Genomic DNA, 14,442 nt, shown 5'->3' with positions numbered 1-14,442 from the left:
CGCGTCACAGGTTTTCGCGCAGCTTGTCTTCGCGGTCCTGCTCGTCATACAGGCGATGCGTCGCCGCTTCGATTTCGGCATCCTGTTCGCGCGACGTCCGATTGTGCAGGATCGCCCAGATGATGACGGCGGCCAGTACGATCGGGCCGATCACCGTTGCGAGGCCCCACAGGCTTCCCAGGTCAATCATCACATTCTCCTTCGGCTCCTTGCGCCTTTCACTCCTTTCAACACTGCGGCGCTGCTTTCGATCCGACTGGCGAAGCGTTCGCGCCACCCCATATCGGCGCAATGGCGCTTGGCAGCTGGATCGAACCCCATCCGGAAGGAATCTTCGTGCCCGCCGCCGATGCGTGGGTGGACCCGTCCGCGCCAAAGCCGCGTGCGCTCGTCACGCACGGCCATGCCGACCACGCCCGCGGCGGACATGAAACGGTCTGGGCGACGCCCGAAACGCTGGCGATCATGGAAGCGCGCTACGGCCCGCAAAACGGCAAGCCCGTCGCTTATGGCGAAGCGATTCGCCTCGGCGAGGTCGATGTCACCTACGTGCCCGCGGGCCATGTCCTCGGATCGGCGCAGATCATACTCGAACATCGCGGTGAGCGCGTGGTCGTCTCGGGCGACTATAAGCGCCGCGAAGACCCGACCTGCGCGCGCTTCGAACCCGTTTCGTGCGACATCTTCATCACCGAAGCGACCTTCGGCCTGCCCGTGTTCCGCCATCCCGAAACGCGCGACGAAATCGCCAAGCTGATCGATGCGCTCCACGCCAATCCCGATCGCTGCGTGCTGGTCGGCGCCTATGCGCTCGGCAAGGCGCAGCGCGTCATTCGCGAACTGCGCGAGCTGGATCATGTCGCGCCGATCTACGTCCACGGCGCGCTCCAGCGGCTGTGCGACCTGTATGTCGATCACGGTGTCGATCTGGGCGAGCTGCGCCCGGCGACCGGGGCCGACAAGGGCGAGATGCGGGGGCATATCGTGCTCGCCCCGCCCTCGGCGCTCAACGACCGCTGGTCGCGGCGGCTGCCCGACCCGATCACCGCGATGGCGAGCGGCTGGATGCGCGTCCGCCAGCGCGCTCGGCAGCGCAATGTCGAGCTTCCGGTCATTCTGTCCGACCATGCCGACTGGGACGAGCTGACCAGCACGATCCGGGAGATCGCGCCGAAGGAAGTGTGGGTCACGCATGGCCGCGAGGATGCGCTCGTCCATTGGTGCGGACTGCATCAGATCAAGGCGCGCGCGCTCGAACTGGTCGGGTTCGAGGACGAGGACGATTGATCGCGGCTGTGCCTGCAGATAGCCTTTGGCGATGAACGCCGCGCGCACCTCCGAGACCGAACCCGATCCGCAGACCGGGCTGATCTTCGCCCGGATACTCGACGGCGCCGGCGGTGCGCGACCGGCCGACTGGAACAAGGCGCGCGATTGGCATCCCGAAAATGAGCAGGAGACGCTGTGGCTGCATCTCGACCGTACGGTCGACGCGGTCACCGACTGGCTCGACAGCGCGCTGCACCTGTCCGAGGCCACGGTCGAACTGCTGACGGCCAATGACACGCGACCGCGCGCCTTTCGCGAGGGCGGAACGCTGGTCACGATTCTGCGCGGGATCAACTTCAACCCCGGAGCCGAGCCCGAGGATATGGTGGCGATGCAGATCTGGGCCGATGCGCGCCGTGTCGTCACGCTGCGCCGTCGCCGGCTCCAGACCCCGTTCGATGTGCTCGCCGATGTCGACGGCGGAGAAGGACCGCAAACCGCGGGCGACCTCGTCACCGAACTCGTCGAACAGACGGTCGCGAAGATGAGCCGGTCGATCGTCGACATGAACGACCGTATCGACGAGCTGGAGGAAGAGGGCGACGCCGACGATGCCGACGCCGACGCGATCCTCGACGTGATTGCCGACATTCGCCGCAACTGCCTGGCGCTGAAGCGCTACATGTCGCCGCAGCACGAGGCACTGCTCGAGATCGGCCGCACCGCGCCGCCCTGGCTTAGCGAGGATAATCGCCGCGACATCCGCGAGACGATCGACCGGCTGCGTCGCTATCTCGAGGATATCGACGTATCGATGCAGAGCGCGGTCGTGCTTCAGGACGAAATCAACAGCCGCGCCGCCGCGCGCGCCAACCAGACGATGTACATGCTGTCGGTCGTCGCAGCGATCTTCCTGCCGCTATCGTTCGTGACCGGGCTGCTCGGCATCAATGTCGGCGGGATGCCGGGCGTCAATGACGGCGATGCCTTCTGGATCACGGTGGCGCTGCTGGTCGGCCTGTTCGGTTTCCAGCTGCTGATCTTCCGCAAGCTGAAATGGCTTTAGGGGCGCCCGCCCGACCGCCCTATTTCGGGCCGGCGACCATGTCGTCGAACTGTTTCTTGGTCAGCTGCAGCATCAGTCCGTTGCGATTCTTCCCGAACGCCTCGACCGGGACGCCGACCGCGCTGTCACCCGTTTCGACGATCGCGGTCGGACCATCGACCGACCGGATCGTGCCCAGCGCCTTGCCCGCCTCGTCGAAGATCGGCGCCCCCGCGATCAGGTCGGCCGCCGTGGCGGCAACCGCTCGGTCGCGCCGCGAGCGGCGGCTGCGTTCGGACTGGTCCTGAAGCGCATTGCGCGCAGCCGCATCGCGGGCACGCGCTGCATCGGTCTTGACCCCGATGTCCATCGAATCGCTTTCCCCGACCAGCACCGGCATGCCCGGACCGGTCGAACCCGCCGCCTGTGCGAGGGCGGTACCGGGCAATATCGCTGCGAGACCGGCGGCGGCGTATACGATTGGGCAAATGCGCATGATCCTCTCCCAAAAGATCGGTACCACGCTAAGCCGGGCGCCGCGCCACGACAAGGCGGACGATTTCCGGACCGGCAGGCCTAGCCGCTGACCCCTTCAAGCGCCTTTTGCCGACGACGCTGAACCGAGCTGCCGATACCCATTGCCTCGCGATATTTGGCGACGGTGCGCCGCGCGATGTCGAAACCCTGTTCGCGCAGCATCGCGACAAGCGTGTCGTCGGACAGGATTTTCTTCGGGTCTTCGGCGGCGATCAGCGCCTTCAGCGCATTCTTGACCGCATTGGCCGAAACCGCCTCACCGCCATCGGCCGACTGGATCGCCGAGGTGAAGAAATATTTGAGTTCGAACAGCCCGCGCGCGCAGCTCAGATATTTGTTGCTCGTCACGCGGCTGACGGTCGATTCGTGCATTTCGATGGCATCGGCGACCTGCTTCAGCGTCATCGGTTTCAGGTGCGCGACCCCTTTCAGGAAGAACGCCTCCTGCTGCTTCACGATCTCGCTTGCCACCTTGATGATCGTACGCTGGCGCTGATCGAGCGCCTTGACCAGCCAGTTGGCGCTGGCGAGACAATCGGTCAGCCAGCTTTTCGAGGCCTTGTCCTGCTTGCCGGTCGAAAGCTCGGCATAATAGGCGCGGTTGACGAGCACGCGCGGCAGCGTGGCGTTGTTGATCTCCACCGCCCAGCCATCCTTGCGCCGCGCAACGAACACATCGGGCACGACCGCCGCCACGCGCTCGCCGCCGAAGCGGCATCCGGGCTTCGGGTCGTAGTCGCGAAGTTCGCGGATCATGTCGGCCATGTCTTCGTCATCGACCCCGCAGATCCGCTTCAACCGGGCGAGATCGCCGCGCGCGACGAGGTCGAGATTGTCGATCAGCGCCGCCATGCAGGGATCGTAACGGTCGGCCTCCTTCGCCTGCAGCGTCAGACATTCGGCGAGGGTGCGCGCGCCGACGCCGGTCGGGTCGAACGTCTGGATCGTTGCCAGCACCGCCTCCACGCGCGCCAGCGCCACGCCCAGCCGGTTGGCGATGTCGAGCAGCGGAACGGTCAGATAGCCGGTCTCGTCGATCTGGTCGATCAGATGCGCGGCGATGAACATGTCGGCGCCATCGACCGCCGTGCCTGCCTGCGCGAGCAGGTGGTCGGCCAGGCTGATATCGCTTTCGGCAAAGGCATCGAGGTCGGGGCCGTCCTCGCCCACGCCGCCACTACCCGTCGCCGCCATTCCCAGGCCGCCGTCGAGCCCGCCGATCCCGTCGGCCGCGCTGTCGTGATGGAAGGATTCGGCGCCGAGATCGACGTCGAGACCCGCCTCGCCCGAGCCTTCTCCGGTCATCAGCAGTTCGTCGGCGCTCGCCGGCTCGTCGCGCGACTCGGGCGTGTCGGCCTCGCGGTCGGGCGCACCGTCGTCGTCGCCGCCGGTTTCGAGCAGCGGGTTCTTGGCGATTTCCTCCGCGAGATAGGTTTCGACCTCGATATTCGACAGCGCGAGCAGGCGGATCGCCTGCTGGAGCTGCGGCGTCATCACCAGCGATTGCGTCTGCCGAAGGTCGAGGCGGGGGGCGAGCGACATGGCCGTTAGAGCGAGAATCCCTCGCCGAGATAGAGGCGACGAACATTTTCGTCGGCGACGAGCTCGTTGGGCGATCCCGCGAACAGCACGCGCCCGTCATAGATGATGTACCCGCGGTCGACGATTTCCAACGTCTCGCGGACATTGTGATCGGTAATCAGCACGCCGATCCCGCGATCCTTCAGGTCGCAGACGAGATCGCGGATATCGGCGATCGAAATCGGATCGATGCCGGCAAAGGGTTCGTCGAGCAGCATGATCTTCGGATCGGCGGCCAGCGCGCGGGCGATTTCGGCGCGGCGGCGCTCGCCACCCGACAGCGCCATCGCGGGCGCATCGCGCAGCCGCGTCAGGCCGAATTCGTCGAGCAGCTGGTCGAGCCGGCGTTCGCGCGCCGCCTTGTCGGGTTCGGCGAGTTCGAGCACCGCGAGAATGTTCTTTTCCACCGAAAGGCCGCGAAAGATCGACGTTTCCTGCGGCAGATAGCCCAGCCCCAGGATCGCGCGGCGATACATGGGCAGGCCGGTAATGTCCTCGCCGTCCATCATGATCCGGCCCGAATCGGGCTTCACCAGCCCCATCACCGAATAGAAACAGGTCGTCTTGCCGGCGCCATTGGGGCCGAGCAGGCCGACCACCTCCCCGCGCGCAACCGATAGCGACACGTCCGACAGCACCGGCCGTTTGTCATAGGCCTTGGCGATCGAAACCACCGCCAGCCCGTTGTCGGGCGGCGTTTCGACGATCGGTTCTGCTTCGGCCAGGGTGGCGACGTCGTTCATCATTTCACCATCGTTGTTCGCACGGACATGGTTAGCAAAAACCTACCAGCCGCGTGGTTGGCAGGAATCCTGCATGATAATCGCGCGCGAGAAAAGGGCCGCCTTCGCAACCCGCCGGATCGTGCGCGTTACTGGCCGCGATCGGGGACCGAGAAACGCCCGGTCACGCGACCATTTTCATGAGTCGTCGTCTCGCCGCTGCGCGAGCTGCCGACCGACGATCCGTCGATCACCGCCTTGCCGGTGTCGAGATCGATGCGCAGGCGGCCGCCGCCGATGGTGTTGCCGCCCTGTGTCAGCCGGACATTGCCGAGCATGGTGATGACCCGCGAATTGAGGTCATAGACGGCATATTGCGCGCGCGCCGTCTGGTCGGGGCGCTTGATGAAGACGCCGCCCGACGCGTCGAGACGCGAAACCTGGGGCGAACCGTCGATAACCTGACCGGTATAGCGCACCGTCACGCGCGCAGCGTCGAGCGTCATTTCGGCCTGCTGGATCGACACGTTGCCCGACAGGATTGCGCGGTTGGCGCGGTCCTGAATCTCGAAATGCTGGGCGGAAAAGTCGATCGGCGCATTGGTGTTGTGGCGCGTCTGCGCCACCGCCGCGCCGCCAATGGCGACGGCGAACAGAGCCGGGAGGAAAAGGCGAGCGCGCATCATCAGCGCCTATTTGCCTGCTTGGGCACGATCCGCAAGTGTGCATTGCCGTCGATGCGGATGATGCGCTTTTCCAGATCGGCGCTGAGTTCGTCGCCGCTGAACGTTCCAAGCGGCGTTCGACCGCTCACCGGGCTGTCGCTCTTCATCGTGCGCGTGCGAAGATCGACGGTCGCATCGCGGGTGTCGAGCTGGTAGCCATCGGCGGCGCGAAACTTGATCGGTCCCTCTATCTTCACCTTTTGCGAATCCATGTCGTAGCGCCCCTGCTGGGCGACGAGCCGCGCGGGGCCATCCGAAAGCTGGATCTGCGCGGCAAGGTCCTTCATCCGCACCACGGGTTCGGCCGAGCTTTTCTGCACCGCCTGCCCGGCGACCAGCGTAAAGGCCCGGCCCTTGTCGTCCTCTCCGCGATACGTCGCACTCTGGATCTTCAGACGCTCCTTGGCGACATCGACCTTGTCCTTGGCGAGCAGGAAGCTGACATCGCCGCCCTTGAACAGCGGCGCCATGACGAGGAATGCCGCGAGCACGCCGATCGCCATCGGCAGACCGGCCTGCATGATCGCGACGATCCGGTCATGGCCGCTGCCGGGCTCCGCCCAGCGCTGCCGACGCGACCGCATCTGTTTCGCGATTTCGGACATGCGCCGCCCTCACCCCCTTGCGATGATCTTCCGATCAGACATGCGCGAAGATGTCGACCTCCGGCCACCCGGCGAGATCGAGCGCCGCACGGTGCGGAAGAAAGTCGAAACATGCCTGGGCAAGCTCGGTCCGCCCTTCGCGGACAAGGCGACGATCGAGTTCTTCGCGGAGCTGGTGGAGGAAGCGAACGTCCGACGCGGCATAATCGCGCTGCGCCTCCGACAGCTCGGGGCCGCCCCAATCGGAAGATTGCTGCGCCTTGGAAATGTCGCCGCCGAGCAGTTCGCGCACCAGTTCCTTCAGCCCGTGGCGGTCGGTATAGGTGCGCACCAGCCGCGACGCGGTCTTGGTGCAATAAACGGGCGCCGCGACGACGCCCAGATAATGCTGGATCGCGGCGAGATCGAACCGCGCGAAATGATAGAGCTTCAGCCGCGACGGATCGGCGAGCACCGCCTTCAGATTGGGCGCGGCATAATCGCTGCCGGGGTTGAAGCGGACGAGATGCTCGTCGCCCTTGCCATCCGAAATCTGGACGACGCACAACCGGTCGCGCAGCGTGTGGAGGCCCATCGTCTCCGTATCGACAGCGACGGGGCCGGGTGCGAGGACGCCCTCGGGCAGGTCTTCTTCATGGAAATGAACGGTCATGCCGACCGCCTAGACCCGTTTGGCTGAACGCTCAATGGCCGGTTGTGTTCTGACCGTTTGCGGCGCCGCGCTTGCGGGCGACGAGGTTCAGTGCCTCGACCCCGGCTGCAAAGGCCATCGCGCTGTAGATATAGCCCTTGGGAATATGCACGCCGAACCCGTCGGCGATCAGGACAAGCCCGATCATCAGCAGGAACGACAGCGCGAGCATCACGACGCTGGGGTTGCGCGCGATGAAATTGGCGAGCGGATCGGCGGCGAACAGCATCACCCCGACCGCGACCACGACGGCGACGATCATCACCGGCAAGTCGTCGGTCATCCCCACCGCCGTAAGGATCGAATCGATCGAGAACACCATGTCGAGCGCGAGGATCTGCGCGATCGCCGCGGCGAAGGTCAGGGTCCGCTTGCCCGCCGGCGCGCCGTGCGATTCGGCGGCATCGCCCTCGACATTGTGATGGATCTCGGTGGTCGCCTTGTAGAGCAGGAACAGCCCGCCCGCGATCAGGATCAGGTCGCGAATCGAAAAGGCCGTTTCGAAGGTGGGCTCGCCATGCGCGCCGGGCGCACCGACCAGGCCCAGGTCGAACACCACCGCCTTCAACCCGACGATCCAGGCGATCATCGACAGCAGCGCGAGTCGCAGGATCAGCGCGAGCCCGATTCCGAGCTTTCTGGCGCGCGCCTGCTGATGCGCGGGCAGCTTGTTCGACAGGATCGAGATGAAGATCAGATTGTCGATGCCGAGAACGACTTCGAGCACGATCAGCGTGATGAGCGCTGCCCAGGTGCCGGGATCGGCGAAGAGCGCAAGGATGTCGGCCATGGGCAAAAGCTGTGCCTATTATGCACCGGAAGCGCAAGTATCGCCGCGATCTTGACCTCCATCATGACAAAATCGTTCGCGACGCTTGATCTTTTCGGTTATACGGATTCGTGCGCCAGAAGAGTTTGTGCGCGCGAAGACCTGCGTTTGTCGTCCGACGCTACGGTTTTTGGGACTTATGGAGACGGGACGAACCGGGAAGACGAACAGGGCAATGAGTTTTGACAAAGGACGCCGCGGCGATCGTGGCGGGCGCGGCAGGGACAAGCGCGATTTCTTCGGTGAAGAAGGCTATCAGGGGCCGGATCAATCCAATTTCGGCGGCGGCCGTGGTGGTTTCGACGACCGTGGCGGCGGCTTCGGCGGTGATCGTGGTGGCTTCGGCGGCGGTCCGCGCGGCGGTGGCGGCGGCTTCGGCGGCCCTCGCGGCGGCGGTGGTGGCGGCTTCGGCGGCCCTCGTGGCGGCGGTGGTGGCGGCTTCGGCGGCGGACGCGGCATGCCTCCGCAGGTCGTTGGTGAAGCGACCGGCGTCGTAAAATTCTTCAACGGGCAGAAGGGCTTCGGCTTCATCGTCCGTGACGATGGCGGCGAGGATGTCTTCGTCCATATCTCCGCCGTCGAGCAGGCCGGACTGACCGGACTGGCCGAAGGTCAGCCGCTGGGCTTCACGCTGGTCGATCGCGGCGGGCGCATCTCCGCCACCGATCTGAAGATCGACGGCGAACCGATGCCCATCGAATCGCATGGTGGTGGCGGCGGCGGTGGCGACCGCGGCGGCCCGCAGCGCCAGCTGACCGGCGAGAAGGCGGCCGGCACGGTCAAGTTCTTCAACGCGATGAAGGGTTTCGGCTTCATCCAGCGCGATGATGGACAGCCCGATGCCTTCGTCCACATCTCCGCCGTCGAGCGCGCCGGCATGCCGACGCTCAACGAAGGCGACCGGCTCGAATTCGAACTCGAGGTCGATCGGCGCGGCAAATATGCAGCGGTGAACCTGCAGCCCGCGCAGTAAAGTCGGCGAATACGACACGGAAAAGGCCCGGCCCGCATACGCGGCGCCGGGCCTTTTTGCATTCGCTCAAGGGTGATGCGGCCAATCCGCCTCGCTCGACCCGCCCTCCCCGCGCATGACGTGGCGGGAAAACCATCGATATTTACCGATAGGAATTGACAGCGGTCTATCCATCGGCAATTTCCGATGGATGGATGACGACCACGCACTCGCGACGCTCTCGGCGCTCGCCCATCCAACCCGGCTTGCCGCGTTTCGCACGCTGGTGCGCGCCGAACCCGAAGGCTTGTCGACCGGGCAGCTCGTCGCGGCGTCGGGGCTGAGCCAGAGCACCTTTTCCAGCCATCTTGCCGTGCTGTCGGGTGCCGGGCTGGTCACATCGAAGAAGCATGGGCGCCAGATCATCCAGCGCGCCGACATTGCGCGGCTGCGCGGCCTGATGCTCTTCCTCGCCAGGGACTGCTGCAACGGCAGCGCCGAACTGTGCGAACCGCTCCTCGCCGATCTCGCCTGCTGCTGAAAGGGACGCCCGTGGCTACCGACGTCATCATCTATCACAACCCCGATTGCGGCACGTCGCGCAACACGCTCGCGATGATCCGCAACGCGGGGATAGAGCCGCACATCATCCACTATGTCGACAATCCGCCGTCGCGCGCGCTGCTCGAGCAGCTTATCGGACGCGCCGGCCTAACCCCTCGCGCGCTTCTGCGCGAAAAGGGTACGCCCTATGCCGATCTCGGCCTCGACAACGAAACGCTTTCCGACGCCGAACTGATCGACGCGATGATGGCGCACCCGATCCTTATAAACCGACCGCTGGTGGTAACCCCGGCGGGCGTCCGCCTGTGCCGCCCGTCCGAGGTCGTGCTCGACATCCTGCCCGAGCCGCAGCACGGCGCCTTTGCCAAGGAAGACGGCCAACCGGTCGTCGGCGAACGGGGCGAGCGCCTCGCTTGATACTCACCGCGCTTCTGATCTTCGCCGCCACGATCCTTTTGGTGATCTGGCAACCGAAAGGGCTCGGTATCGGCTGGAGCGCGATGGGCGGGGCCGTGCTCGCGCTGCTCACCGGTGTCATTTCACCCGGCGACATCCCGCTTGTCTGGCACATCGTCTGGAACGCGACCGGCGCGTTCGTCGCCATCATCCTCATCAGCCTGACGCTCGACCGCGCGGGCTTCTTCGCCTGGGCGGCGCTCCACGTCGCGCGGTGGGGCGGCGGCAACGGCTATTGGCTGTTCGCGCTCGTCATACTGCTGGGAGCAGGGGTCGCCGCTTTGTTCGCCAATGACGGCGCGGCGCTCATCCTGACCCCCATCGTCATCGCGATGCTGCGCGAACTGGGATATGATAAAAGGGCGATGCTCGCCTTCGTCATGGCGGCGGGATTCATCGCCGACACGTCGAGCCTGCCGCTGGTCGTCTCCAACCTCGTCAATATCGTGTCGGCGGACTTCTTCGGCATCGGGTTCGGCGACTACGCGCTGGTGATGGTGCCGGTCGATATCGCCGCCATCGCCGCGACGCTGGCCGTGCTGATGGCCTTTTTCGGCAGGGATATCCCGCGCCGTTACGACGTGACGCAGTTGCAGCGCCCTGCGGAGGCGATTCGCGATGCCGCCGCCTTTCGCGCCGGATGGGTCGTGCTGGCGCTTCTGCTTATCGGCTTTTTCGTCCTCGATCCGCTGGGCGTGCCCGTCAGCGCGGTCGCGGCAATCGCCGCTGCCGCAATGCTGGCGATCGCCGCACGCGGGCGCGCCATCGCTGTCCGGTCGGTCATTCGCGACGCGCCGTGGCAAATCGTGATCTTTTCGCTCGGCATGTATCTGGTCGTCTATGGCCTGAAGAATGCCGGCCTGACCGCAGCGATCGCCGCGCTGCTCGAACGCGCCGCGCAGGGTGGCGTATGGAGTGCCGCGTTCGCAACGGGCTTTCTGTCGGCGCTCCTGTCGTCGGCCATGAACAATATGCCGACCGTGTTGATCGGCGCACTGTCGATCGACGCCACCGCCGCGACCGGAGCGGCGCATCAGGCGATGGTCTATGCCAATGTCATCGGCTGCGATCTCGGCCCCAAGATCACGCCGATCGGATCGCTCGCGACGCTGTTATGGCTGCACGTCCTCGCGCAGAAGGATGTGCGGATCGGCTGGGGCTATTATTTCCGCGTCGGCGTCACGCTGACGCTGCCGATCCTCGCGGTAACGCTCGCCGCACTCGTCCTCAGCCTGTCGCTGCAATAGCAGGTCGACGCGCTTATTCGGTCGCGCCAAGCGGTTTCAGAAACACCTTCGAGATCGGACGAAACCCCGACCGCTCGAACAAACGGTGCGCACCGTGATTGTGCAATCCGCTTTCGAGGAAGATCCAGGCCATTCCGCGCTCCCGCGCCGCTTCCTCGGCAAAGGCGACCAGGTCCGCGCCGACACCCCGATTGCGCACGGCCGGATCGACGGCGAGATCCTCCAGCACGCAATAGGCGACCCTGCCGCCTCTGACCCAGAGCAGCACTGCCGCTCCGACGATTCGCCCCCCGTCGCTTGCCACCGCCACGCTGCGACATGGTCCCAGTTCTTCGAAATCCGCGATCATTTTCGCGGCGAGGTCGGGCGCCCAATGCCTGCCATCCGAACTCAGCCCGGTCTGGACCTCACCGTGACTGATATACGAATCATCGCCTGAAATTACCCTGGCAAAAAAACGCGCGACGTCCTCCATCAGCGCGTCGGGGGCCCAGTCGATCGTGAACGTCATAGGATATTACCGAAACGCCAGCGGGTGGGCGCGGTCGCCGCGCCCCTCCTCGACCCTGGCAAGCCAGTTGGTGATCGTCGGACAGACGAACTTGCTTCCCAATTCTGCATAAAAACGGCTCCTCAAAGCCTCGATCGTCTGATCCGCAACCATTCTGACAGCCTCTTCGGACTCATTCTGCCCGGCTCCGCGCCTGCTATCATGCGGTGCGTCCCAATCGCGGATCAGCTCGTTGACGAACTTGTCGAACACCATCCGCAGTTGCGGCGTGTAATTGTCGCGCAGGTCGTGCCACAGCGCGCGAAAACCCCATTCGAGCAGCGTGTCGAAATACCACGCGACCCAACTGGCGAAAACCTCCGGATCGACGATGTCCTTTTGGCGAAGCCGGGCCGAAATCTCGAACAGATTGCAGCAGTTTTCATAATATTTCCGCGCGGTCAGGAAATCGTCGCCCTCGCGTGCCCGCCGCTCATACTCGGCGCGACCGGGCGCCAGATGGGTCTTGAAAAAGGGCAGAATGTCGCTGTGTTCTGCTTCGAACTTGAACACCGCGTTCGATTCGATCTCGAGCCGCTGATAGATTTCGACCTGCCGGCTTTCCAGCGCCTTGCGGGCGGTTTCCTCGCGCAGCGCCGCCGCCTCGGCATCGGCCCTGCGATTGGCGCGGGACTGGATCGTGAACTGGGCAACGGCGAACAGCAACGCAACCGTCTGGATCGCGTCGCCGGCGCTGATCTTGGCATCGAACAGGAACGGCCCCCACGGCATCGCCTCGTCTCCCCGCTGAACGCGGTGATGCTAGCAACAGAAAGATGGGCCGGGAAGCCGATCAGGTTATGAGCTTGCGCAGAGCATCGATCGTATCCGCCTCGGCCACGGGCTTGTCGCGGCGGATGCGCGCGATGCGGGGGAAGCGCATCGCAAGGCCCGATTTGTGGCGCTTCGATTCATGGACCGAATCGAACGCGACTTCGAGCACCAGCGCCTTTTCCACTTCGCGCACCGGCCCGAAGCGGTTGACCGTATTGTTGCGCACGAACCGGTCGAGCCATTTGAGCTCCTCGTCGGTGAAGCCCGAATAGGCCTTGCCCACCGGCAGCAACTCGCCCTCGGCATTCCAGCAGCCGAAGGTATAGTCCGAATAGAAGCTTGAGCGCTTTCCGTTGCCGCGCTGCGCATACATCATCACGCAATCGGCGGTCAGCGGGTCGCGCTTCCACTTGTACCACAGCCCGACGCGGCGGCCGGCGACATATTCCGAATCGCGCCGCTTCAGCATCACCCCTTCGATCGCGCCCTCGCGCGCGCCTTCGCGGATTGCGGCAAGTGCTTCGAAATCGTCCGCCTCGATCAGTTCGCTGACGTCGAAGCGATCCGTTTCCAGCCGAGCGGCAAACACCTCCAGCCGCTGCCGCCGTTCGCGCCATTCGAGGCGGCGAAGATCCTCTGCGCCATCGAACAGGATGTCGTAGAGCCGGACGAATGCAGGTGATTCGGCGAGCATCTTCTTCGACACGGTCTTGCGGTTGAGCCGCTGTTGCAGGGCGTTGAAGCTGGCGGCCCCCGCCCCTTCGCCCAGCGCCGCGCCCTGCCCCTCGCCGCGCACCAGCAGTTCGCCGTCGAGCGCGCCGGGCTCGCGAAAATGCTCCGCCACATCGGGAAAGGCGCGGGTGATGTCTTCGCCCGCCCGGCTGTAGAGCCGCGTTTCGCCTGCGACATGGACGAGCTGCACGCGGATGCCGTCCCATTTCCATTCGGCCGCATATTCGGCAAGATCGACAGTCCCATCTTCCAGTGGGTGCGCCAGCATGAACGGACGGAATACCGGCACGTCTGCGGGCGTCGGCTGATCGCCCCGCCCCTCGCCCCAGGCGAAGATTTCGGCATAGGGCGGCGACAGCCCGTGCCATACCTCCTCCACCGCATCGACATCGAGGTCGAAAGCCTGGGCGAGCGCGGTCTTCGCCAGCCGGGCCGATACGCCGACACGGAGCCCGCCGGTCGCGAGCTTGAGAAGCGCATAACGTTCGTTGGCGTCGCAGCGGTCGAGCATCGTGGCGAGCACCGCCGGCGCCTCGCTGCGCGACAGCCCCGACAGCCGCTCGACGACATCGGCCACCCCCAGCGGTTCATCGGTGTCGCCGGTCGCGGGAACTTCCGGCCACAAAAGGGCAACGGTTTCGGCAGTATCGCCGACGAAATCGCGGCTCAGCGCCACGAGCACGGGATCGACGCGTTCCTCGATAAGCCCACGCGCGACCGAGCTTTTCACCCCGCGCAGGTCGAGGTCGCCGGTCAGCGCCGCGATCGCCCAGCCGCGATCGGGGTCGGGCGCGGTACGCAGATAGTCGGCGATCAGCCGCAGCTTCGCATTGCGCGAGCGCGTGTAGATCAACCGGTCGAGCAGTTCGGCAAAGGCGCGCATCGTTCAGACACGCAAAGGGCGGCCGGACAAGCCGACCGCCCCTCGCTTCCGTGCTGACCAACCTCCGGTCAGTCTATTGCGTCCTTCACGGCTTTTCCGGCCATCAGCCTCATGATGAGGAAAATGACGAACAGCGCGATGGCGATGAACGCGAGCACCTTGGCGATGGTGAACGCAACGCCCGCGGCGCCGCCGAACCCGATTGCCGCCAGAACCAGTCCGGCGACCAGGAATATGATAGCCCATTTGATCATGTACGGTTCTCCTGTTGCTGCACGGG

The 14,442-nt window shown here is 65.0% G+C and carries 18 protein-coding genes; 6 read left to right on the top strand and 12 right to left on the bottom strand.

Translation table 11 applies throughout. The annotated features are described in order from the left end of the window. Positions 1-4: 4 nt before the first annotated feature. The gene (locus tag J7S20_RS12390; RefSeq protein ID WP_284054529.1) at positions 5-190 is read right to left on the bottom strand and encodes a hypothetical protein; all 186 of its coding nucleotides are present in this window, start codon (positions 188-190) and stop codon (positions 5-7) included. 101 nt (positions 191-291) lie between these two features. Here J7S20_RS12390 and J7S20_RS12385 point away from each other — a divergent pair, with 101 nt between their 5' ends. Further along, a complete protein-coding gene (locus J7S20_RS12385; RefSeq protein WP_284054528.1) occupies positions 292-1,287 on the top strand; it encodes a ligase-associated DNA damage response exonuclease in 996 nt (331 codons plus the stop codon). A gap of 31 nt (positions 1,288-1,318) precedes the next feature. Then, entirely contained in the window at positions 1,319-2,335 is a 1,017-nt protein-coding gene (locus J7S20_RS12380) for a zinc transporter ZntB (protein ID WP_284054527.1), read from the top strand. Between the two features lie 19 nt (positions 2,336-2,354). Here the strand turns inward: J7S20_RS12380 and J7S20_RS12375 are convergent, their stop codons facing one another. The 7 genes from J7S20_RS12375 to J7S20_RS12345 form a co-directional block, all read right to left on the bottom strand. Continuing rightward, the gene (locus J7S20_RS12375; RefSeq protein ID WP_284054526.1) at positions 2,355-2,810 is read right to left on the bottom strand and encodes a hypothetical protein; all 456 of its coding nucleotides are present in this window, start codon (positions 2,808-2,810) and stop codon (positions 2,355-2,357) included. Between the two features lie 80 nt (positions 2,811-2,890). Beyond that, on the bottom strand, positions 2,891-4,393 hold the full coding sequence (gene rpoN / locus J7S20_RS12370; protein WP_284054525.1) for an RNA polymerase factor sigma-54: 1,503 nt from the start codon (positions 4,391-4,393) through the stop codon (positions 2,891-2,893). A 5-nt stretch (positions 4,394-4,398) separates the two neighbouring features. Further along, entirely contained in the window at positions 4,399-5,175 is a 777-nt protein-coding gene (gene lptB / locus J7S20_RS12365) for an LPS export ABC transporter ATP-binding protein (RefSeq protein ID WP_284054606.1), read from the bottom strand. A 128-nt stretch (positions 5,176-5,303) separates the two neighbouring features. Continuing rightward, the gene (locus J7S20_RS12360) at positions 5,304-5,837 is read right to left on the bottom strand and encodes an LptA/OstA family protein (protein ID WP_284054605.1); all 534 of its coding nucleotides are present in this window, start codon (positions 5,835-5,837) and stop codon (positions 5,304-5,306) included. Positions 5,838-5,839: 2 nt separating this feature from the next. Continuing rightward, positions 5,840-6,484: an LPS export ABC transporter periplasmic protein LptC gene (lptC, locus tag J7S20_RS12355; RefSeq protein WP_284054524.1), complete on the bottom strand. Its 645-nt coding sequence runs from the start codon at positions 6,482-6,484 to the stop codon at positions 5,840-5,842. A 34-nt stretch (positions 6,485-6,518) separates the two neighbouring features. Beyond that, positions 6,519-7,136: a ribonuclease D gene (locus J7S20_RS12350; RefSeq protein WP_284054523.1), complete on the bottom strand. Its 618-nt coding sequence runs from the start codon at positions 7,134-7,136 to the stop codon at positions 6,519-6,521. Between the two features lie 31 nt (positions 7,137-7,167). After that, on the bottom strand, positions 7,168-7,965 hold the full coding sequence (locus tag J7S20_RS12345) for a TerC family protein (RefSeq protein ID WP_284054522.1): 798 nt from the start codon (positions 7,963-7,965) through the stop codon (positions 7,168-7,170). Between the two features lie 214 nt (positions 7,966-8,179). Here J7S20_RS12345 and J7S20_RS12340 point away from each other — a divergent pair, with 214 nt between their 5' ends. The 4 genes from J7S20_RS12340 to J7S20_RS12325 all read left to right on the top strand — a co-directional run bounded on the left by J7S20_RS12340 (position 8,180) and on the right by J7S20_RS12325 (position 11,223). After that, positions 8,180-8,977 (top strand): cold-shock protein, encoded by a 798-nt coding sequence (locus J7S20_RS12340; RefSeq protein ID WP_284054521.1) that lies wholly within the window; start codon positions 8,180-8,182, stop codon positions 8,975-8,977. A 190-nt stretch (positions 8,978-9,167) separates the two neighbouring features. Next, positions 9,168-9,497 carry an ArsR/SmtB family transcription factor gene (locus tag J7S20_RS12335; protein WP_284054520.1) on the top strand — a complete coding sequence of 110 codons (330 nt, stop codon included), beginning with the start codon at positions 9,168-9,170 and terminating at the stop codon, positions 9,495-9,497. Between the two features lie 11 nt (positions 9,498-9,508). Next, a complete protein-coding gene (arsC, locus tag J7S20_RS12330; RefSeq protein ID WP_284054519.1) occupies positions 9,509-9,937 on the top strand; it encodes an arsenate reductase (glutaredoxin) in 429 nt (142 codons plus the stop codon). Next, positions 9,937-11,223 carry an arsenic transporter gene (locus tag J7S20_RS12325; RefSeq protein WP_284054604.1) on the top strand — a complete coding sequence of 429 codons (1,287 nt, stop codon included), beginning with the start codon at positions 9,937-9,939 and terminating at the stop codon, positions 11,221-11,223. The genes arsC and J7S20_RS12325 overlap by 1 nt, the downstream gene beginning before the upstream one ends. Before the next feature lie 13 nt (positions 11,224-11,236). Here J7S20_RS12325 and J7S20_RS12320 read toward each other — a convergent pair whose 3' ends face one another. The 4 genes from J7S20_RS12320 to J7S20_RS12305 form a co-directional block, all read right to left on the bottom strand. After that, complete coding sequence (locus tag J7S20_RS12320; RefSeq protein WP_284054518.1) at positions 11,237-11,734, bottom strand: GNAT family N-acetyltransferase; 498 nt, start codon at positions 11,732-11,734, stop codon at positions 11,237-11,239. Positions 11,735-11,740: 6 nt separating this feature from the next. Then, positions 11,741-12,505 carry a hypothetical protein gene (locus J7S20_RS12315; RefSeq protein ID WP_284054517.1) on the bottom strand — a complete coding sequence of 255 codons (765 nt, stop codon included), beginning with the start codon at positions 12,503-12,505 and terminating at the stop codon, positions 11,741-11,743. 61 nt (positions 12,506-12,566) lie between these two features. Next, positions 12,567-14,162: a cisplatin damage response ATP-dependent DNA ligase gene (locus J7S20_RS12310; protein WP_284054516.1), complete on the bottom strand. Its 1,596-nt coding sequence runs from the start codon at positions 14,160-14,162 to the stop codon at positions 12,567-12,569. Positions 14,163-14,230: 68 nt separating this feature from the next. Next, positions 14,231-14,416, bottom strand: a complete 186-nt coding sequence (locus J7S20_RS12305; RefSeq protein WP_284054515.1) for a DUF1328 family protein — start codon at positions 14,414-14,416, stop codon at positions 14,231-14,233. Between the last annotated feature and the right edge of the window lie 26 nt (positions 14,417-14,442).

Origin of the sequence: Stakelama marina, assembly GCF_018122655.1 — a bacterium.
GTDB classification, from domain to species: Bacteria; Pseudomonadota; Alphaproteobacteria; order Sphingomonadales; family Sphingomonadaceae; genus Sphingomonas; species Sphingomonas marina.
The sequence above is the reverse complement of the archived record's forward strand: the minus strand, read 5'-3'. Positions and strand labels throughout refer to the sequence as shown.